The 19853-nt window shown below is 52.7% G+C and carries 14 protein-coding genes; 9 read left to right on the top strand and 5 right to left on the bottom strand.

Features of this window, described 5'->3' with window-relative positions:
* Nucleotides 1-85 precede the first annotated feature (85 nt).
* The 4 genes from rfbD to rfbB are packed head-to-tail and all read right to left on the bottom strand — an operon-like array spanning nucleotide 86 to nucleotide 3508.
* Nucleotides 86-1027, bottom strand: a complete 942-nt coding sequence (gene rfbD, locus ISP15_RS11340) for a dTDP-4-dehydrorhamnose reductase (RefSeq protein WP_404547448.1) — start codon at nucleotides 1025-1027, stop codon at nucleotides 86-88.
* Entirely contained in the window at nucleotides 1024-1578 is a 555-nt protein-coding gene (rfbC, locus tag ISP15_RS11345; protein ID WP_404547449.1) for a dTDP-4-dehydrorhamnose 3,5-epimerase, read from the bottom strand. Before rfbC ends, rfbD begins: the two co-directional genes overlap by 4 nt.
* The gene (gene rfbA / locus ISP15_RS11350; RefSeq protein ID WP_404547450.1) at nucleotides 1575-2462 is read right to left on the bottom strand and encodes a glucose-1-phosphate thymidylyltransferase RfbA; all 888 of its coding nucleotides are present in this window, start codon (nucleotides 2460-2462) and stop codon (nucleotides 1575-1577) included. The genes rfbC and rfbA overlap by 4 nt, the downstream gene beginning before the upstream one ends.
* The gene (rfbB, locus tag ISP15_RS11355) at nucleotides 2459-3508 is read right to left on the bottom strand and encodes a dTDP-glucose 4,6-dehydratase (protein WP_404547660.1); all 1050 of its coding nucleotides are present in this window, start codon (nucleotides 3506-3508) and stop codon (nucleotides 2459-2461) included. The genes rfbA and rfbB overlap by 4 nt, the downstream gene beginning before the upstream one ends.
* A gap of 847 nt (nucleotides 3509-4355) precedes the next feature.
* Here rfbB and ISP15_RS11360 point away from each other — a divergent pair.
* The 8 genes from ISP15_RS11360 to wecB all read left to right on the top strand — a co-directional run bounded on the left by ISP15_RS11360 (nucleotide 4356) and on the right by wecB (nucleotide 15765).
* Entirely contained in the window at nucleotides 4356-5525 is a 1170-nt protein-coding gene (locus tag ISP15_RS11360; protein ID WP_404547664.1) for a trans-sulfuration enzyme family protein, read from the top strand.
* 31 nt (nucleotides 5526-5556) lie between these two features.
* The gene (locus tag ISP15_RS11365; RefSeq protein WP_404547452.1) at nucleotides 5557-6390 is read left to right on the top strand and encodes an ABC transporter permease; all 834 of its coding nucleotides are present in this window, start codon (nucleotides 5557-5559) and stop codon (nucleotides 6388-6390) included.
* Entirely contained in the window at nucleotides 6380-7789 is a 1410-nt protein-coding gene (locus tag ISP15_RS11370) for an ABC transporter ATP-binding protein (protein ID WP_404547453.1), read from the top strand. Before ISP15_RS11365 ends, ISP15_RS11370 begins: the two co-directional genes overlap by 11 nt.
* Nucleotides 7786-10971 (top strand): glycosyltransferase, encoded by a 3186-nt coding sequence (locus ISP15_RS11375; RefSeq protein ID WP_404547454.1) that lies wholly within the window; start codon nucleotides 7786-7788, stop codon nucleotides 10969-10971. Before ISP15_RS11370 ends, ISP15_RS11375 begins: the two co-directional genes overlap by 4 nt.
* A gap of 7 nt (nucleotides 10972-10978) precedes the next feature.
* Nucleotides 10979-12154, top strand: coding sequence for an acyltransferase family protein (locus ISP15_RS11380; RefSeq protein WP_404547455.1), 1176 nt, complete (start codon nucleotides 10979-10981; stop codon nucleotides 12152-12154).
* A gap of 68 nt (nucleotides 12155-12222) precedes the next feature.
* Nucleotides 12223-13197 (top strand): glycosyltransferase family 2 protein, encoded by a 975-nt coding sequence (locus tag ISP15_RS11385; protein WP_404547456.1) that lies wholly within the window; start codon nucleotides 12223-12225, stop codon nucleotides 13195-13197.
* Entirely contained in the window at nucleotides 13194-14561 is a 1368-nt protein-coding gene (locus ISP15_RS11390; protein WP_404547458.1) for an ArnT family glycosyltransferase, read from the top strand. The genes ISP15_RS11385 and ISP15_RS11390 overlap by 4 nt, the downstream gene beginning before the upstream one ends.
* Nucleotides 14562-14658: 97 nt before the next feature.
* On the top strand, nucleotides 14659-15765 hold the full coding sequence (wecB, locus tag ISP15_RS11395; RefSeq protein ID WP_404547460.1) for a non-hydrolyzing UDP-N-acetylglucosamine 2-epimerase: 1107 nt from the start codon (nucleotides 14659-14661) through the stop codon (nucleotides 15763-15765).
* Between the two features lie 41 nt (nucleotides 15766-15806).
* On the opposite strand, the gene ISP15_RS11400 is transcribed toward wecB, so the two are convergent.
* Nucleotides 15807-16898, bottom strand: a complete 1092-nt coding sequence (locus tag ISP15_RS11400; RefSeq protein ID WP_404547461.1) for a class I SAM-dependent methyltransferase — start codon at nucleotides 16896-16898, stop codon at nucleotides 15807-15809.
* A 1029-nt stretch (nucleotides 16899-17927) separates the two neighbouring features.
* Here ISP15_RS11400 and ISP15_RS11405 point away from each other — a divergent pair.
* Nucleotides 17928-19796 carry an LTA synthase family protein gene (locus ISP15_RS11405; protein ID WP_404547462.1) on the top strand — a complete coding sequence of 623 codons (1869 nt, stop codon included), beginning with the start codon at nucleotides 17928-17930 and terminating at the stop codon, nucleotides 19794-19796.
* Nucleotides 19797-19853: the final 57 nt, after the last annotated feature.

Genomic DNA, 19853 nt, shown 5'->3' on the forward strand with positions numbered 1-19853 from the left:
CGCCTGGCGCAAGCCCAAGCCGCCATGAACGCCCGACGGATGCCGGAATCCCGGGACTTTACGCCTCAAACACCACCGCCGGAACTCAACGCCGGTCGGCCACGGACGCAAGCCGCTCGACCACTCGCTGCAAGCCATCCTGCCAAGCCGGCAACGTGTAGCCGTAGGTCTGCTGGAAGCTCCGGTTATCCAGTACCGACCACGCCGGCCGTTTCGCCGGGGTAGGAAATTCGTCGGACCTGATGGGCACGACCCGTGGCGCACGCGCCAGCAGGCCTCGTGCAACGGCGGCGTCGAAGATCGCGGTGGCGAAGCCGTGCCAGCTGGTGTGTCCGCTGGCGACCAGGTGATGCGTGCCGAGCATCGCGCTGCGCCTCGCCTGATCGGTGTGCTGCCATGCTGAGAGCGCGGCGAGCGTGGCTTCAACGATCAGGGCAGTGCTGGTCGGAGCGCCTTGCTGGTCGGCGACCACGCGCAGTTCCTCGCGCTCCGCGCCGAGCCGCAGCATCGTGCGCAGGAAATTGTGTCCGTGCGGCGCATATACCCAGGCCGTGCGCAGCAGCAGGTGGGCAGCGCCGCTCCCGCGCAGCGCCATTTCACCGGCCAGCTTGCTGCGTCCGTATGCACCCAGCGGCGCGGTGGTCGCATCGACCGGATAGGGTGCGGATGCACTGCCGTCGAACACGTAATCGGTGGAGTAGTGCACCACCAGCGCGCCGTGCTCGGCAGCCCAGCGCGCCAGTACGTCGACCGCCTCGCCATTGACGCATGTGGCGAGGTTCTCCTCCTGCTCGGCGCGATCGACCGCCGTATAGGCGGCCGTGTTGACGATGATGCGCGGCCGGACCGCATCCAGCAGCGTCCCGAGCGAGGCCGGCGCCGCAAGGTCGGCGACCATGGCCGTACCGCCGTCGCCACGCCGTCCGTCGCGGCTGGTCGCAATGACCTCGCCAAACGCGGCCAGCCCGCCGTGGTCGAGAAAACTGCGGCCCAGCTGGCCGTTGGCACCGAGCAGCAGGACGCTCATGCGAACACGGGCAGGCGTTCGGCGGGCACATCGGCCAGCACGGGCGCCTTGGCGTCCTTATCGGACAGCGCAGGCTCGCTTATCGGCCAATCGATGCCGATCGCTGCATCGTTCCAGCGCACGCCGGCGTCGGCCTTGGCGTCGTACATGGCGGTGCACTGGTACGCAAAGGTGGCATGCCCGGAGAGCACGCAAAAGCCATGCGCGAATCCTTCCGGAATCCAGAAATGCCGATGGTTTTCCGCCGTCAGCATGACCCCGGCCCATTGCCCGAAGGTGGGCGAGCCGCGGCGGATATCGACCGCCACGTCGTAGACCTCGCCGTCGAGCACGCTGACCAGCTTGCCTTGCGGATGGGGCCACTGATAGTGCAGGCCGCGCAGCACACCGCGTGCCGAACGCGAAACATTGCTCTGCACAAAGCGCAGATCGAGGCCGGCCGCGGCATATTTGTCGCGGTTGTAGCTTTCGTAGAAAAAGCCGCGCGAATCGCCAAACACCTGCGGCTCGATCACCACTGCGCCGGGCAGAGAGGTCTGGATGATTTTCATCCCACATGCCCCAATTCGATGAGGTTCACCAGGTACTGTCCATAGCCGGTTTTCGCCAGCGGAGCGGCCAGGCGCCTGACCTGTTCGGCATCGATCCACTTGTTGATATAGGCGATTTCCTCCGGGCAACACACTTTCAAGCCCTGGCGGTTCTCGATCGTCTCAATGTAATTGCCGGCCTGCATCAGCGATTCATGCGTGCCGGTGTCGAGCCATGCGTAACCGCGCCCGAGCTGCTCCAGATGCAGCGATCCATCTTCCAGGTAGCGCCGGTTGAGGTCGGTGATCTCCAGCTCGCCGCGCGGCGAGGGCTTGAGCTCGGCGGCGAAATCGCCCACGCGCGCATCATAGAAATAGAGCCCCGTTACAGCATAGTGAGACTTCGGTTTGGCGGGCTTCTCTTCCAGTCCGATGACGCGGCCCTCGGCATCGAATTCCGCCACGCCGTAGCGCTCCGGATCCTTCACGAAATAGCCGAATACCGTCGCGCCTTGCGTGCGCGCATCCGCCCGCTTCAGGCGATCGGTGAAGCCCACGCCGTAGAAAATGTTGTCGCCGAGCACCAGGCAGCTTGGGTCGTTGCCGATAAAGTCGCGGCCAATCACGAACGCCTGCGCCAGTCCGTCCGGCGAGGGCTGTACCGCATAGCGGATGTTGATGCCCCATTGCGAGCCATCGCCGAGCAACCGCTGGAACAGCGCCTGCTCATGCGGCGTATTGATCACCAGGATGTCCCGGATGCCGGCCAGCATCAGCGTCGCCAGCGGATAGAAGATCATCGGCTTGTCGTACACCGGCAGCAACTGCTTGCTGACTGCCTGGGTAATGGGGTAAAGCCGCGTGCCGGACCCGCCGGCCAGGATGATGCCCCTGCGTGTGCTCATACGCCCAGCCGCTCCATGCGATAGCTGCCGTCGAGCACGCGCTGTACCCAAGCTTGGTTATCCAGATACCAGTCCACGGTTTTTGCAATACCGCTCTCGAAACTTTGCGACGGACGCCAACCCAGTTCACGCTCGATCTTACTGGCATCGATGGCATAGCGGCGATCATGGCCCGGCCGATCCTTGACATAGGTGATCAGCGACTCGCGCTTGCGCCCGTCGGCCAGGGGGCGGCGTTCGTCCAATAGCGCGCAGATGGTCTTGACGACCGTGATATTGGTGCGCTCGGCGTTACCGCCCACGTTATACGTTTCACCCACCCGCCCGGCCTCCAGCACACGCCGGATGGCCGAGCAATGGTCGCCGACATACAGCCAGTCGCGGATGTTCAAGCCATCCCCGTACACCGGCAGGGGTTCGCCAGCCAACGCTTTCTGGATCACCAGCGGGATCAGTTTCTCGGGAAATTGGTTGGGGCCGTAGTTGTTGGAGCAATTGGTAGTGAGCGTGGGCAATCCATAGGTATGGTGGAAAGCCCGCACCAGGTGATCGGACGCGGCCTTGGATGCGGAGTAAGGGGAATTGGGCGCGTAGGGCGTGCTTTCGGTGAACTTGCCTTCCGCGCCGAGGGAGCCGTAGACCTCGTCGGTGGAGACGTGGAGGAAGCGGAAGGCGTCGCGTGCCGGGCTTTCGAGGTTGCGCCAGAAGTCGCGAACCGACTCCAATAGCGCTAAGGTGCCTACGACGTTGGTGTGGATGAAAGCAGTTGGAGCGTCGATTGATCGATCGACATGGGATTCGGCGGCGAAATTGATGACAGAGTCGGGCTGGTGCTTGGTCAGCAAGCGCTGAAGCAGATCACGATCGCCAATATCGCCCCGTACAAATACGTGTTGTCCATCGTCGGCGAGCGGCTTAAGTGTATCGACATTGCCCGCGTAGGTAAGTTTGTCAAGGTTTACTACTCGGAAGCCTTTGGCTATCGCCTGCAGCACGAAATTGGCTCCAATGAAACCGGCTCCGCCGGTAACGAGCAGTACTTTCATTTTCATATCGAACTCCCAGGTGGCTACTTATTTTGTCATATGGAAGGTTTTCTGGGCAGTTCGAAGGAAACATGTCGCCATGGGTCAAGCCTTACGGCTAACTTTTTAAAAATGTTACGCAGTATGTTGACACTTGAACTAGAAAGAATGGGTTCTGCTAGCTTTGGTAGCATTTGGAATACGGCCTAACGGGGCGGTGACGATATTGCTCCCCCTCATCTGGCCACCAGTGTTGGCGACCTATTGTTTTACATGCGCCACACTCATTCGTTGAGCCTGAAGCGTGATGAATAAGGGTGGCAGATAAGGATGATTTCAATCGCCCTGCTGGGCTTGAGCGAATGTTTTTTACCGAACTATTGCTTGATTGACATGCCGATCAATGTGCCCCGTACGACTCAAGCCAGACTTGTTTCTGCCGAGACTGTACTTCGTACCTGCAAGAGCCACCATATCCGCTCGGATGTTATTGAACGGGCGTCCTGGAGTCGGTTTGGCGAGCCGCGCGTAGGGGAAATCAACTGGCCAGCAATCGACGGTCTTGAGCACTTATAGGCATATCGCTCGCAGCGTTGTGACTCCACTTTAAGTCGGGGGGGCTTGATGGTCTTGTTATTGGCGCTTAGATATGTTAACGCATTTCGGCGACGGTTGTGCTGTCATCAGTGCATCAGACGGCTGATGATGCAGAAGACTGCACCTGCACACTCCTAGCAGATCTTCAGCGCGCAAGTATCTTCATGCTAAGAGCGCGCGATCTGAAAGGCTTAACTTTAGCAGTTCAGCTGGTGCAGGTAAGATGGTGGGTTTATGGCGCAAGTCATCCAGCCAAGGGGATGCGGATCGTATGAGGAAATCGAGAAAAAGCGGCTTGCTGGGCATGGGTACCCGGGCTATTCATGCCGGTCAGGCGCCTGACCCTGGCACAGGCGCGATTATGACGCCCATTTATGCGACCTCCACATACGTACAGCAGAGTCCAGGCAAGCATAAAGGCTTTGAATATTCTCGAACGCAAAATCCTACGAGGATGGCCTATGAACGTTGCGTCGCGGATCTGGAAGGGGGCGTCGCTGGTTTCGCTTTTGGTTCCGGCTTGGCGGCGGCGGCTACCACACTCGACCTTCTTGACAGTGGCTGCCATGTCATAGCGATGGATGACCTGTATGGCGGCAGCTATCGCTTATTCGAAAAAGTGCGTCGCCGCTCGGCTGGGTTGGACTTCAGTTTCATCGATCTTAACGATGGCGATGCGCTCAAGGCTGCCCTGAAACCGAGCACACGTATGATATGGGCGGAAACGCCTACCAACCCGATGCTTAAACTGGTAGACCTGCCTAAAGTTGCTCGTTTTGCAAAGAGGCACGGGCTGATTCTCGTAGTGGACAACACCTTTTGCTCGCCCATATTGCAACGGCCTCTGGAGCATGGTGCAGATCTGGTACTGCACTCGGCGACAAAGTATCTCAACGGTCATTCGGATATGGTGGGTGGAATCGTTGTGGCTGGTAGCACGGAGTTAGCCCAGCAAATGGCGTTTCTGCAGAATTCGGTCGGAGCAATCGCCGGCCCTTTCGATTCCTTTCTCGCCATGCGAGGGCTGAAAACACTGCATTTGCGCATGAACGCACATTGCACAAGCGCGCTCGAATTGGCCCGATGGCTGGCTAAGCATCCTGCAGTCGAGCGGGTGATCTATCCGGGGTTAAAGAGCCATCCACAACATGCGTTGGCGAAGCGGCAAATGAATGGTTTTGGCGGCATCATCTCAGTGGAAGTAAAAGGTGGTCTGAGGAAGGCGCGGCGCGTGCTTGAGTATTGCGAATTGTTCGCGCTTGCCGAGTCGCTAGGTGGCGTGGAAAGTCTTATTGAGCATCCGGCTATCATGACGCACGCCTCTGTGCCTGCCGCGAACCGTAAAAGACTGGGCATAAGCGATGGGCTGATTCGATTGTCGGTCGGTGTGGAAGATTTAGCTGATTTACGCGATGAATTGGCCATGGCGTTAGATAGATAGGGCCAATGGCCACAGTGATGGAGATATTAAGTTGGAGTTTTATGTTGCCAGCACCAGTACTTCGCAAGCATCGGGGCCATTCAGTGCGCTCAGAACATACCGATCGCTGGCGCTTGAACTTGCCAAGCGAGATGTTTTGGGCCGCTATCGTGGTGCCAGTTTCGGATTGTTCTGGTCGCTGATCAGTCCATTCTTAATGCTGATGGTTTATTCATTTGCTTTCGGTTTCGTAATGAAATCGAGATGGCCACAGGCGGCCCAGGGGCACGTGCATTACTCGATCATTCTGTTCGTAGGGCTGATAGTGCATGGTTTCTTTGCGGAATGCCTCAATCGCTCTCCTCATTTGATCACTAGCAACACCAATTTTGTCAAACGGGTAATTTTTCCCCTCGAAATCTTGCCATGGCCGATGGTGGCGTCAGCGTTGTTTCATACACTCATGAATTTTGTCGTGTTTCTGGCCTTGCATATAGTGCTTGACCACACTGTTGTGTGGACGATCGTATTTTTGCCACTAGTATTGTTGCCGTTAGTCTTGCTGACATTAGGCGTATCCTGGTTACTGGCTGCGCTGGGGGTCTATCTGCGCGATATCAGTCAGATCACAGGCGTATTGGCCACGGCGATGTTGTTTCTGTCGACAGCCATGTTTCCGATCGATGCATTGCCGCCACAATATCGCTGGCTGTTATTGATAAACCCATTATCCTTCATTATTGATCAGGAAAGAAATGTTGCTTTGTGGGGCATCCTTCCCAATTGGATTGGGCTGGGCATCTATACATTGTTTGCATCGGCTGCTTTGTATCTGGGCTATACGGTGTTTCGTTTGACGCGACGGGGATTCGCCGATGTCATCTGAGCTGGCGATTCAAATCGAGCATGTAGGCAAGGTATTTCCAGTTTACGACAAGCCAATCCATCGGCTATATCAGATGATGTCTTCGCGCGGGGCTAAGCAACGCTGGTATCGGGAGTTTCATGCGCTGCGGGACGTCTCTGTACAGGTGCGCAGAGGTGAGACACTCGGCGTGGTCGGACGAAACGGGTCCGGCAAGTCGACACTTCTTCAGATCATTTGCGGGACATTGATGCCATCGACAGGCCGCATCCAAATCAGCGGGCGCATCGCAGCATTGCTCGAACTCGGTGCTGGCTTTAATCCGGAATTTACGGGGCGAGAGAATGTTATTCTTTATGGCGCCATACTTGGACTCAGCCGACTGGAAGTCGAAACGCGCTTTGATGAAATAGCGGCGTTCGCTGAAATCGGCGATTTCATGGATCAGCCAGTAAAGTGCTACTCAAGCGGCATGTATGTACGTCTTGCGTTTGCAGTGGCAATCCATGTTACGCCAGATATTCTCGTGGTCGATGAGGCATTATCCGTAGGTGATGAAGCATTTCAGCGAAAATGTTTCGCGAGGATCAATCGGATTCGGGACGATGGTGCAACTGTGCTGTTTGTTTCGCACTCTGCCGGCATCGTTACCCAGCTCTGTGATCGTGCCATCTTGCTGGATCAGGGCGAACTGCTGACCCAGGGATCGCCAAAATTTGTAGTATCGCGTTATCAAAAAATGCTTTATATGCCGCCAGAGCGCGTCGAAGCTCTACGCGAATTGATTCGTGCAGAGCGCGAGGACGATGCTGAAGCGGGCGATAGTCCACGCCTGTCGGAAATCGAGCGGCAAGACGCAAAACTGGTTGCTTCGGCGGATCAGCCCCGCGCACCGAAGGATCCGGAAGACTCGCGGGGATGGTTTGATGAAGGGTTGGTACCAAAAAGTACTATCCGTTACGACACGCACGGCGCGTGCATTGAGCAACCGCATATCGAGACACCGGAAGGCCGCAAAGTAAATGTGCTGCGTTCGGGCCAAGAGTACGTTTTTATCTATCGGGTCGATTTTCGGGAAGCTGCTGCGGGAGTTCGTTGCGGAATGTTGATTAAGACCTTGACCGGACTCGAGCTGGGTGGGGGCGCTAGTAGCTTGCCGCAGGATTCGATCACCCTGGTCGAGGCTGGCCAAACTGTCGAAGTACGTTTCCGCTTCCGCTGCCTGCTCGATGGGGGTACCTACTTCACCAATGCGGGTGTATTGGCGCGTGTCGGTGAAGAGGAAACGTATGTCGATAGACTAATCGATGCGACGATGTTTCGTGTAATGCCGCAACCCGAACGCCTGGCAACGGGTGTAGTCGACTTCTGCATTACATCTGAAGTTCAGTTGATGGATCAAAGCAAGGTAGGAGCATGAGCCAGAAGCAACACGATCGCCGGCAAGCTTTGCTTGTCCTTGGCATGCATCGAAGTGGTACCTCGGCGCTGACGAGGGTTATCAACTTACACGGCGTGACGTTGGGATCGAAGCTATCAGAGGCTGCGTTCGATAACGAGGCAGGTTTTTGGGAAAATCAGCATTTTGTTTCGTTTCACGAACGATTGCTCAGTGCGCTCGATTCAAGCTGGGACGATACGCGAGAACTACGCAAAGGTTGGCTTGACGAGCCAGAGATGGCCGTCTTCCTAGACGAGCTTATAACACTGATTGTCAGTGAATTTGGCGATTCTTCGATCTGGGCCGTAAAGGACCCTCGTCTATGTCGCCTATTGCCTTTGTGGCTGATGGCGCTGGAGCGACTGGATATTCAAGCAAAGTTAATCTTCGCGATGCGCGATCCTGCGGAGGTGGTTGGGTCGCTCATGCGGCGCAATGGCCTTTCTGCAGCGTCCGCATCGCTAATGTGGCTTCGACATCTTGTCGAGCCCATGCGGCTATCGCAAGGCTTGCCTCGATGCATAGCGAACTATAACGAATTACTGGAGGATTGGCAGTCTTGCATAGCGCGCATAGCGGCAAATCTGAAGGTAGAGTGGCCCATTTCATCCAAGCATTGCGCGGCTGAGATCGGTGCGCACCTTTCAATGGATTTACGGCATCAAAGAAGGGAGCAGGCTAAGCATTTGCTGCCTCATTTATGGGCGCAGCCTTTGTTTGAAGTCTACGAAAAGTCTTGTTTGGTAGCGCATGACCAAGCGCATTGGCCCGAATTAGATGCAGCCCTAACCGAGCTAATGAATCAACTTGAATTTGCTCGTCCGCTGATCGCGGATATGGGTCCAAAATCGCTTCTCGATCAGCGACTGGCTGAGGCGGAGCAGGAAGGCGTCCTTAAAATTGCTGCAGCTCGGGCCGAGATGAGTAGGCTTCGTCTTGAGCGGGACGAAGTGCATCGTGAGCTTGGCGAAGTGCGTCGTGAGCTTGATGAGGTACGCCTCAAATCGAATGAAAATAGTCAACAGTTGATTGTCGCGCGTGGGGAGATCGCCAAATATCAGTCGCATATTAGGTTACTTGAGCAAGCGAACGAAGAGCTGAAAATGATAAAGGCCAGCCGTTCCTGGCGTTTGACGCGGCCACTGCGCGTGCTGGCGCGCATTATTCGCCATCGGGGAATTGCTGACGCGGATCGTGTAAAGCTCAAGCAGGCTTTATCGCCTGAAACAGTAAACGATATGCCTAATTTGGAAGTGGCAGGTCGTTCGAAAATTCAATTGGCACAGCCATTGGCTGATCGGCGAGATGTTTTCGTTTGGTCGGTCATTGACTGGCATTTTCGGATACAGCGACCGCAACATCTCTCACGGGAGCTTGCTGCCAGTGGCCATCGAGTGTTCTACATCTCAAATCTTTTTGTTGATCGCTCTGGCCCCGGTTTCACTGTCGATCCGCTTGATAGTGAGGGCAGATTGTTCAGGGTCCGGCTCTATCTAAAAGGTAGCCCAGCAATCTATCTGGCCATACCGACGCCGGATGCTCAGGAGCAATTGCGCGCGAGCTTGGGTGAGCTGCTTGCTTGGACGCATAGTCATTCTTGCTTGTCGCTTGTCGAGCATCCTTTTTGGCTGGAGACCGCGCGTATTCTGCCAAACCGGCGTATTGCTTATGATTGCATGGACCATCATGGCGGTTTCGCCGATAACAGTCCTGAAATTTTGGCGCGTGAGGTCGAATTGATGCGCATTGCCGACCTGTTGGTAGTGACGTCAGATTGGCTTTACGAAGAGACGCGCCAGCACAATCCGCGCCGACTGATGGTCCGCAATGCCTGTCAGTACGAGCATTTTGCAATGGAACCCGAGGCGGTTTTCAAGGACGAGCAAGGGCGCAAGATTATCGGGTACTACGGCGCAATCGCCGAATGGCTTGATTTGGATCTGGTAGAAAGAGTTGCCAAGTGTTTTGCCGATTGTCTGGTTCTTATGGTGGGTGCCGATACGGCCGGTGCGCAGCAGCGACTGAAGCATCTGACAAATATTCAATTCACCGGTGAAGTGCCATACGCGAAATTGCCGTTCTACTTATCCAGCTTCGATGTGTGCATGCTGCCTTTTCAGATTATTCCTCTGACACTCGCCACTAATCCGGTTAAGGTCTACGAATATTTGAGCGCAGGCAAAGAAGTTGTGTCGATTATGCTGCCAGAGATCCGACAGTTTGGTGAGCTTGTGCGCAGCGCTACGGATCATCAATCATTCATCGAGGCTATGCGCGCAGCGCTTGCAGTGCAGCCAGATCCCGAGGTGATTGCAAGGCGTAAGCAATTTGCTTCTGAGCAGACGTGGATGCATCGTGTTAATGATTTAAATAACGGCATCGCAGCATTAACTGAGCCACGTGTAAGCGTGATCGTGGTGACTTACAATAATCTTGATCTGACGGATGCTTGTTTAACTAGCCTCGAAAAGCATAGCGCATACACTAATCTAGAAGTGATCGTGGTCGATAATGCATCATCCGACGATACGGCTGCTTATTTGAAGACTTGGGCGAATGCCTCAGGTAACCGACGTATCATTCTCAATTCTGAAAACCGAGGATTTGCCGCGGCAAACAATCAGGGTCTTGAAGTTGCGACTGGCGACTATTTGGTGCTCCTGAATAACGACACTTATGTTACGCCAGGTTGGATTGCTACGTTGGTTGGTCATATGCAGCGGACCAGTACGCTTGGTTTGCTCGGACCCGTCACCAACAACATCGGAAACGAAGCTCGTATCGATATCGACTACACCGATATGGATGAGATGCTGAGGGCGGCTCGCCAATACACGGCTTACCATGTTGGCATGTTGACGCCGTTGCGAACAGCGGCATTCTTTTGCGTCATGATGTCAAGAGCTGTTTATGAAAAGATCGGACCGTTAGACGAATCTTTTGGTGTCGGATTTTTCGAGGACGATGACTATTGTCGCCGCGTAGAGCAAGCAGGATGGAGTATAGCTTGCGCGGATGATGTCTTCATTCACCATAATCTGTCCGCGTCATTTAACAAGCTGAAGCAAGAGAGGCGACAGGAGCTCTTCGAAAAAAATAGGGCGATCTACGAGGCTAAATGGGGTGCTTGGATGCCTCATGGTTATCGAATAAAGGAGTGATGCGCGTATGATCGCCAGTGGTTACACAGGGAGCAAAATTCCGCGAGTGAAACAACTCTCGTCAACAATGACGCTTGCCGATGGTCTGGAAAATCGAAAGGATAATTTCTTATTGTTGCGCTTTATTGCAGCCAGCATGGTGATTTATGGTCATGGTGGGGCTATAGCCAATACCAAAGGGGCATCGCCCGATTTATTTTTACGCCTCGGTTGGGGTATTTATTCGGGCACCTTAGCGGTTTGTATTTTTTTTGTTGTCAGTGGCTTCATGATTGCTGGTAGTTATCTGCGGCGTCAGCACCTGGCAGACTTCCTTTGGGCAAGGTTATTGCGTATCTACCCTGCATACTTTTGTTGTCTTGTAATATGTGCTGTTGTATTGGGTGCAGTCTATACCGCGCTCCCATTAAATCAGTACTTTGAAAATACCGGGGTTCTTCACTATGTCACTCAGAATGTCAAGTTGCAGACGACTATGGTGTGGACGTTACCCGAAGTATTTGACGGTAATCCTCATGATTCAGTTATCAATGGTGCGATCTGGACTTTGCCTGCAGAATTCCGGATGTATCTTTGGGTTGCAATCGTTGGTGCGCTCGGCATTTTATCTCGCCGCTGGCTTTGTGCATTAATTATTGCTGTGCTTTTTGGCTTGGGTATATTACGACCGGATGCAGATATATTTATGATTCCGAGTATATATCTACATTTGGCCGCGATGTTCGGCATTGGTACGCTATGCTATTTATTCCGTGACCATGTTCCGGTGGGCTGGCCATACGTGGCCGCCGCTGTAATTTTAGCCTATCTTCTGCGCAATACGGTTTTTTATCAATTTGCTTTAGGGCTGGCAATAGCTCAATTCTCCTTTGCGTTTGCTTATTGTCTGCCATGGTATGGATTTAATCGTTTTGGCGACTATTCTTATGGGATCTATCTCTGGGGCTATCCTATGCAACAAGCGCTTGCGCATCATTTCCCGTTAATGGGGCCAAAACATAATGCCTGTTTTGCGTTTATGCTTGCGCTCGCCATGGCGTTGCTGTCGTGGCATTTCATCGAAAAACCATCGCTTATGTTGAAAAGCCTACCAGGAAAATTATTTCGGTATTTTAAAAGTGTTTCTGGATGGTCGGACTCGGAGAAATCTTCCAGAGTGGTATCGAAGTTAGGACCAAATTGATTCAGCTATTAGCAAGAGCTTTAAATTCAAGAGCAATGTAGAAGTTGCTGCTGAATCTGGGAGATATTATGAACGTTGTTTCCACGAATGGTGATTCACCCATGCTTAGCGTGGTTGTGCCGGTCTATAATGAAAAGGACGTGTTGCCCAAGTTTCACGATAGGCTGTTATGCGTCCTTGAGAGTTTATGTGATCCGTTTGAAGTAATCTACATTAATGACGGCAGTAGTGATCAATCATTAGAGATTCTGAAATCATTTTGCGCGGCGAATCGATTTGTTTCGTGTATTGATCTGAGCCGAAATTTTGGCAAGGAAAGTGCAATGACTGCTGGATTAGATTATAGTCGTGGAAACGCAGTGATAATCATAGATGCTGATCTACAGGATCCACCTGAGATTATCCCGGAACTCCTGAGTCGCTGGCGTGAAGGCTATGACAATGTCTATGCTACTCGGCGAAGACGCCATGGCGAAACCTGGTTGAAGCGAGTTACTGCTGGAATGTTTTATAAAGTCATAGGCGGTTTGTCGCGAGTCAAAATCCCTGCGGATACCGGTGATTTTCGCCTATTGAGTCGACGTGCAGTCGACGCGCTTTTGCAACTTCGTGAGCAGCATCGTTTCATGAAAGGATTGTTTGCATGGATAGGTTATGACGCAGTCGCCTTAGAGTATGACCGTGATCCACGCTTCGCTGGTGAGTCGAAATTTAATTACGTTAAGTTGTGGAATTTTGCGCTAGAAGGAATTACATCCTTTTCGATTGCGCCTTTAAAAATATCTTCATATTTTGGCGCGTTCGTAGCGATCATGGCGGGAATCTATGCGGTCTCCGTCGTTATTAAAACCATGATCTTTGGCAATCCTGTGGCTGGGTACGCTTCGCTTATGTGCTCGGTGCTTTTTTTGGGCGGCGTGCAGTTGGTGGCGATTGGAATTCTTGGTGAATATATTGGACGTATGTTTAATCAGACGAAAAATCGTCCTCTATACTTTGTGAAGAGGTATTTTCACGCTGAATCCGGCGAGCAAAAGCCATGAAGCCAGGCGCGCTCTGGTATTATCGACTGAGTCCACTTATTATTGTAATTGCCGCCCTGGGCTCCACTTTTTGGTCGCTAAATGCTAGGCATTACTTTTACGCCGACGATTGGGGATGGCTCGAGCACACGGCGTTTGCCAACTGGTCGGACATTTTTCATCTATTTCCAAAGGGAATCTACAACGACCGTCCGGCCGGCGCGATATTTATTTTCTTGATGTACCGCGTCTTCGGATTGGATAGCCACGCCTATAATGTCTTTTGGCTCTTATTGCACGTTCTAAATTGCTTAATATTTTATAAACTTGTCCGCCAAATTTTACCGGCAAACCGGGCGCTAATAGCGTCCATCGTGGCTGCGGCTTGGTTCAGCACTCTCATAGCAGTGCACTGGGTTGGTGCAATTTTTGATCTCGCGGGTGCGACGTGGTGTATGCTATGTGTGCTGTTGTACGTGCAAGCTCGTCGCGCTTCTCGATGGGCTTGGCTTTTGTTGATAGGTGCGGCGTTGACGCACATTTTAGCGATTCGCTGCAAAGAATTCGCCATGGCACTTGTTGTGGTTTTAGCCAGTTGGGAATTCCTGGTGATCGAGAGTGATTCATTTTCCCGTCGACTGATACGTCTGGCGCCGCATTTTTTTATTACCGTGCTCTATGGCCTCATCTATATTAGGCTATATCGGCTTGACGCCGCATTTGTCTCTGACGGCGCCTACAAAATTGCGTTGTCCCCTTCCACTGTCCTTGCGAATGTTGCGTACTACATGTCGCAAGCATTTTATATGCCTGAGCATTCATCTCCATTGCTGGGTTATTTGCTTCTATTAGTTATCGTCGTAATTGGATTCAGCTCCAGGGCGGCATTAGCTGGACTGATATCTGCAGCTGCTTTGATGTCAGCGGTCCTCATCATGCCAAATCAACGCAACATACTTTACTTGTACGCGCCGCATTTTTTCTTGGCGTTTAGCTTATGCGCTATAAAGCCACGTAGTTTAGTTGTTACTAATCTTATGGTAGTTCTGGCTGTCTTATTGCTCGGATGGCCATTTTATTCTCATCAATGGAAATGGTCGCGCGATTTCTATTTGTCCACTGGCGCGTATAGTAATCGTCTAATGAATGACTACAAGCGTGAGATGAATGGTAAGCCGGTTCCCCACATGGTCACTATTGGAGTAACTCAACCATATTTCGATCCGTTTTCGTGGGGACGAGGGGCGGCACTGCGGTTGTACTATAGAAATCGCACAATTAAGGCGAATGTAGTGCAGTTATCAGGGAGCAAGGATGATCCATGCGAAAAGGTAGCTGGCGTGTGTTTGGTCGAGCGCGAAGGACATTTGGTGCTACATCAGTAAGAGATGGCTTAACTAAGCGTTGGTCATCTTAGTATTGGATTGGATGTGTCACGTGAGCTTCCGAGGCTCACTTGTCGAGCCGGAGTGAAGTTAATTCATGAAACATATCGTTTGCATTGTCGGTACACGCCCCGAAGGCATTAAAATGGCTCCATTGATCAAGGCTTTAAAGTGTGAGCCTTGGGCGCGAGTGACAGTGTTGGCAACCGCTCAACATCGACATCTTTTGGATCAAGTTTTGTCGTTGTTTGATATTTGCCCTGATGTGGATCTGGATATCATGCGTCCTAACCAGACCTTGCCCGAGCTCACCTCAAGGCTCATTTCTGGACTTGATGAAAAATTTGCTGAGTTGAATCCGGATGTTGTTCTTGCCCAGGGCGATACGACGACTGTGATGGCCGCCGCTATGGTGGCGTTTTACCGTCGGGTTCCCTTTGGTCATGTCGAGGCCGGGCTGCGTACGCATGATCTGGATAATCCATTTCCTGAGGAAATGAACCGATTGGTCGCCGGACGTCTGGCTAAGTGGCACTTTGTGCCGACGCATCGGTCTCGGGAGAATCTATTGCGGGAAGGTATTGCTGATACGGCAATACACGTTACGGGTAATACTGTGATTGATGCATTACTCGAAGTTGCCGCTACAAATCGGACGCTTGATATTCCGCTCGATTTGGATAAGCGATTAATATTGGTAACCGCGCATCGTCGCGAAAACTTCGGTGAGCCTTTCCGGGCAATTTGTCGGGCAATCCTTCAACTACTTGATCTTTATCCCGATATTGAAGTGATGTATCCGGTACACCCCAATCCAAATGTGCAATCTGTAGCGCACGAGTTACTTGGCACACACTCCCGCGTTTTACTCTGTGATCCACTTGACTATGCGCCATTCGTTGAAGCGCAGAAGCGTGCCTATTTGATACTAACCGACTCTGGCGGGGTGCAGGAAGAGGCCCCAGCGTTAGGGAAGCCTGTGCTTGTGCTGCGTACCGAAACCGAGCGCCCTGAGGCAGTAGACGAGGGTGTGGTTCGGTTGGTCGGTACCGATGAGGCGCTCATAGTCGCCGAAGCATCAAGGCTACTTGATAGCCAGAGTGCTTATGGCGAGATGGCCCGTGGTGTATCGCCTTATGGTGACGGTCAGGCATCTGAGCGAATCGTTGCAGTGCTGCGCCATGAGCTTGGGGCGGCGCGCTAGGTGGCTGGAATCGTGAGAGCTGCGAGTAGATTGGCGCTCGTTTATTTGGTGGCTTCGATCACGATTTGTTCGTGGCCGATATGTCCGAATTCCAGCGACCAATAAATGTGCAAAGCCACGTTGCTAAAGCCGTTAGAGTAAAAGTCATTCAGTAGCTCCCAGCCAAAATGGTAATAGCATAAGACTCCTGCGCTTGGGTCAATGGGATCACCATGCAGTTCCGGCGGAAGTAAATGGTGTATTTCTCCTTTTTCGCCGTCGAAAATGGCCCGAACAACATTGCTTTCGTGCAAGAGAATAAATGGAACCGTCATTAGAACCTTTCCTCCAGGTTTAAGGACGCGCGCGAACTCCTTTAGCGCAACTTTGTAAGCTGGTACGTGCTCAAGCACATCAAAACTCAGGACAAAGTCGAAGGCGGCATCGGAAAAGCTTAGTGCCGTAATATCCTCATGTCGTATGCCGCGTGAGTTTATGGCGCCAGGGCTATGATCGGGACCAAGATACTCGCTCTTGATCGTAGATGCGTATAGGCGGGACACGTGTTTAGCTAAGGCGGTCACCTGTTCCGTCATATAAATGCGAGGATTTCCAGTTCCGACCGAATGATCAAGAATCTTTGCCGTTAGACGCAATCGGTTGTTCAGTTGGCATTGGGGGCAAACCAGTCGCTCGCGCCAGTTGACGTCCGATCCATTTGAATATTTGTGATCATAGAGAAATGCCCTGACTCCACGACACACCCAGCAATAGCCCGGAAGCATCGATACGTCACTATGAGAAAGCTGTTCCTGCAGCTCAAGCTCTAGAGCGCGGCGTGCGGCAAATCGAGTCGACTGTGCCGCAAGAAATTTCTTGCATTCTTCAAATGAAGTTAACTCCATGTGCCAAAGAGTCGGAATTGGAAGTCGTTGCGAAATTAGTCGACTCAAACGTTTGCATATGGCAGGGCGTATTCGCGTGAACATCATCTCTCCTATCGCTAGCTGACTATATTTTTCAATGTATTGCGTGAATTTATTTTGTGCTGCCGATAGCCAGCAATCGATTAGCAAGACGCATCCGTCCGAACGCATCCAATGGACGGTGTCAAAAAAGTGAGCGAATGTTTCAAGGTCGAGAATGCCTGCCATGGATGATTTTGTAAATTATTGAAGCCACAAACTAGGTCGGAAAAATGAATTTATATTTTGCGATTTGTCGAATATCATGGATTGGAGATGTTGGCGCGCGAAGGATAATAAGCTTCGTTGTGGTTCCGGCCGTATCTACGATTGCAAACGGGCGGCGTATGCGACAGTGTCTCGGTCCTTCCGATCAGTCTTTACCTTAAGCTTTCCGTGCAGCTGTGCCTGCTTTATGAAGTTGAAATAATCAAAATTGGCGTCGCCGCTTGCTCTAAGCGAAATTTACGAACTTCTATACAGTTGATTTTTTGCCTGAACTTGGCTCTTGCCAGTGCCGTTCGACATCAATTAGATCAATGCTGAATGCTGTCAGCCGACATGATGTAACGGATTCGAACCCATGGGAATGGATCGTCAATGCTTGGATGCGTCGATGCGAAATTTGAGCGTAGCGTCTGTCTGGCAAATGCAAGTTGACTAGTGCGGCACGGTTCGACTCCATGCTTGGATTAGCCGGTCAGCCGACGAGCCGGCCAATTCATTGGATTTGTCTCATTCGATTGTCGAAGTTTGAAGATACCTAGTCCCTTAGGATGGCGCAACTTCAGCTGACGCGAAGCGGGCGACCCAGGTAAATAGCTCTTCCTGCGCCGTCGGCTGCGGAGTTGGTCGGTGCGGCCTAAGAGGCTTGTTCTTGGCCGGCCAGAATCCGGGATTGATCCCACATTTTGCAAGTGCTCGGCTGGATGTCTTAATTGGGGAAATATGAAACTTGAACGTCGCCCCTTGAGGCGGGTTCAAGATACCTTCAAATCGCGCCGTCGAGCATCGCCGCTGATGGGAGCGCCGATTTCGGGGGGGGGAGGGGGCGGTCATTATCCTCAGCCGGGACGCTGCGGAGCGGCTAGGTAGGGTAGACAATCGTTCATAAAACTGTAACCTTGCGCGAAGCTAACGATTTGAGATCCTCCTCCTCTCACCGTCTGGCGCGCTGTGGGATAGGTGCCGGGCCTCGTTGTTCGACAAGGGGTAAGCATGACCAATATCACTGCTTCAGGCAGCGGGCCACGTATTACAGGGTGGCGACGAGTTGAGGGTTATTTGCGTCAAACCTTTGGCATTGCCTGGTTAGCTGCAGCTATTCGCCTCTCTGTATTTTTACCAGTTAGCGCCTTACTGGTATGCTTTCTAGATCCTGCACTACATATACCGGTAGAGCCACGGCTGATCTGGCGCAATGCGCTTCCCTTTCTACTCATCATGGTAGTTTTATATGGAGCATGCGGAAGATTTCTGCTCTCCTTAGTCATTAGCACAATGTTCGGTTGGATCGTGTTCAAAGTGAATGCGATCAAGGAGCTGAATATGGATGCGCCGCTAATGCCTGCCGATGTACTGTTGAGTCATCAGATGACCCACAACATTGGATTCTTCGCGCACTACACTGGCTACCGCGCATTGCTGCTATTGCTTTTAGCGCTTGTATCCGTAGCAGTTACAGGACTGGTTTGGTGGCTAGAAAAAAAATGGTACCGCCCTAATTGGATAAGTCGGATAATATACGTCACCTTAGCGTTGACAGCGCTGATCACGTTATTCAATGGAAATGGATTTTGGGGCGCCGCATACAGTAGCAAGGCGTTGCCCGGCTTCGACAAGTGGGCGCCGATTTTGACCGTTCGCGAGAACGGTTTAATGGCAAGTCTAGTGAAGATGTCGCAGGCAAAGCCGCTCACCATTCCGAAGCCTGATACGTCGATAGTCAAGCAATTTGCCCGGGATAATAAGCCCGAGCTGGTTGAGCTTATGCATCGGCAACTCCCGGGCGAATTACCCGACATTGTGATTGTGCAAAGCGAGGCTTTCTTCGATCCAGGGGTCATGAAAGATGTCGATTTTGGCCAGTATGCCCCCAATTTCGAGCGGCTTGCGTCTACTGGAATAACCGGCAGCCTGACCACGCCAACCTATGGCGGGGGCACCATACGCACCGAGTTCGAGACCTTGACCGGTTATCCGATGGCGGCGTTTCCCCTCATCGCGTATCCGTACTTCGGGCTGGCGGCCGACTGGATGCCCACGGTGCCACGCCGGTTAGCCTCCATGGGCTACTCGACAGAGTTATTTCATCCGTTTCGCTCGGACTTCTGGAATCGCGAAGATGTCATGCCGGGTCTCGGATTCCACCATAGTTACTACGAGGACGCCTTCGTTGGGGCGCAGCGCGCAGGAAGCTACATTTCGGACCACGCTCTATTCGACACCGTACTCGCGCGTCTAGATCAAGCCAGCACGAAACCTCGATACATCATGGCCATCACGATGGAAAACCATGGCCCCTGGGACCGTGATGACGCGCTAATGGGTCCGCTTAAAGGCAAGCCACTGCCATCCGGCCTGTCGCCCCAGGGAAAGGTCGAGATGACTTATTACCTTTCGCATTTGGTCAATGGGGACGAGGCTCTCGGCGATTTCGCAAAGCGGCTTCTGGCACGTCCCCGTTGGACAATATTGGTGTTTTATGGCGATCATCTGCCGGCGCTTAGCGCCGCGTTCGCGGACCTTGGATTCGATGACGATAAGCTGCCACGCCACGAGCACACGCGATACATGCTTTTATCCAATCGCCCGATCGCGACAGATCAGCCACGCAAGATCGACCTGCATTCCTATGACCTTCCGGGGCTGCTGTTCGATGTTGCCGGGTTGCCCGAAGACGGCTATCTCGCGCTTTCCTCCACAATGAGGAGGCAACGGGTCCGAGAGCACGCGGAAAGCGGCATCTATGAGCAGCTGCAGTACAACGCCGCAATCATGGAGGTCCGTTGTCAGCACGCGCTGAGCCTATCGGGAGGGTGTACGTTACTGGGGTCAATAGAGACTGCCGCAAAAGCCATCCGATAAGGGCATTTGTGCGCAAGAACTTGCCAGGAGGTCCTGGGGTGTATCAAACCGGCTAGT

The sequence above is a fragment of the Dyella jejuensis genome (assembly GCF_044904675.1).
Taxonomy (GTDB): domain Bacteria; phylum Pseudomonadota; class Gammaproteobacteria; order Xanthomonadales; family Rhodanobacteraceae; genus Dyella_B; species Dyella_B jejuensis.

What these genes read in the sequence shown, in the direction of transcription:
- ISP15_RS11370 (WP_404547453.1), top strand. Translation starts at nt 6,380, where the DNA reads ATGTCATCTGAGCTGGCGATTCAAATCGAGCATGTAGGCAAGGTATTT.
- ISP15_RS11390 (WP_404547458.1), top strand. Translation starts at nt 13,194, where the DNA reads ATGAAGCCAGGCGCGCTCTGGTATTATCGACTGAGTCCACTTATTATT.
- ISP15_RS11405 (WP_404547462.1), top strand. Translation starts at nt 17,928, where the DNA reads ATGACCAATATCACTGCTTCAGGCAGCGGGCCACGTATTACAGGGTGG.
- rfbD (WP_404547448.1), bottom strand. Translation starts at nt 1,027, where the DNA reads ATGAGCGTCCTGCTGCTCGGTGCCAACGGCCAGCTGGGCCGCAGTTTT.
- wecB (WP_404547460.1), top strand. Translation starts at nt 14,659, where the DNA reads ATGAAACATATCGTTTGCATTGTCGGTACACGCCCCGAAGGCATTAAA.
- ISP15_RS11360 (WP_404547664.1), top strand. Translation starts at nt 4,356, where the DNA reads ATGAGGAAATCGAGAAAAAGCGGCTTGCTGGGCATGGGTACCCGGGCT.
- rfbB (WP_404547660.1), bottom strand. Translation starts at nt 3,508, where the DNA reads ATGAAAGTACTGCTCGTTACCGGCGGAGCCGGTTTCATTGGAGCCAAT.
- rfbC (WP_404547449.1), bottom strand. Translation starts at nt 1,578, where the DNA reads ATGAAAATCATCCAGACCTCTCTGCCCGGCGCAGTGGTGATCGAGCCG.
- ISP15_RS11380 (WP_404547455.1), top strand. Translation starts at nt 10,979, where the DNA reads ATGATCGCCAGTGGTTACACAGGGAGCAAAATTCCGCGAGTGAAACAA.
- rfbA (WP_404547450.1), bottom strand. Translation starts at nt 2,462, where the DNA reads ATGAGCACACGCAGGGGCATCATCCTGGCCGGCGGGTCCGGCACGCGG.
- ISP15_RS11400 (WP_404547461.1), bottom strand. Translation starts at nt 16,898, where the DNA reads ATGGCAGGCATTCTCGACCTTGAAACATTCGCTCACTTTTTTGACACC.
- ISP15_RS11385 (WP_404547456.1), top strand. Translation starts at nt 12,223, where the DNA reads ATGAACGTTGTTTCCACGAATGGTGATTCACCCATGCTTAGCGTGGTT.
- ISP15_RS11375 (WP_404547454.1), top strand. Translation starts at nt 7,786, where the DNA reads ATGAGCCAGAAGCAACACGATCGCCGGCAAGCTTTGCTTGTCCTTGGC.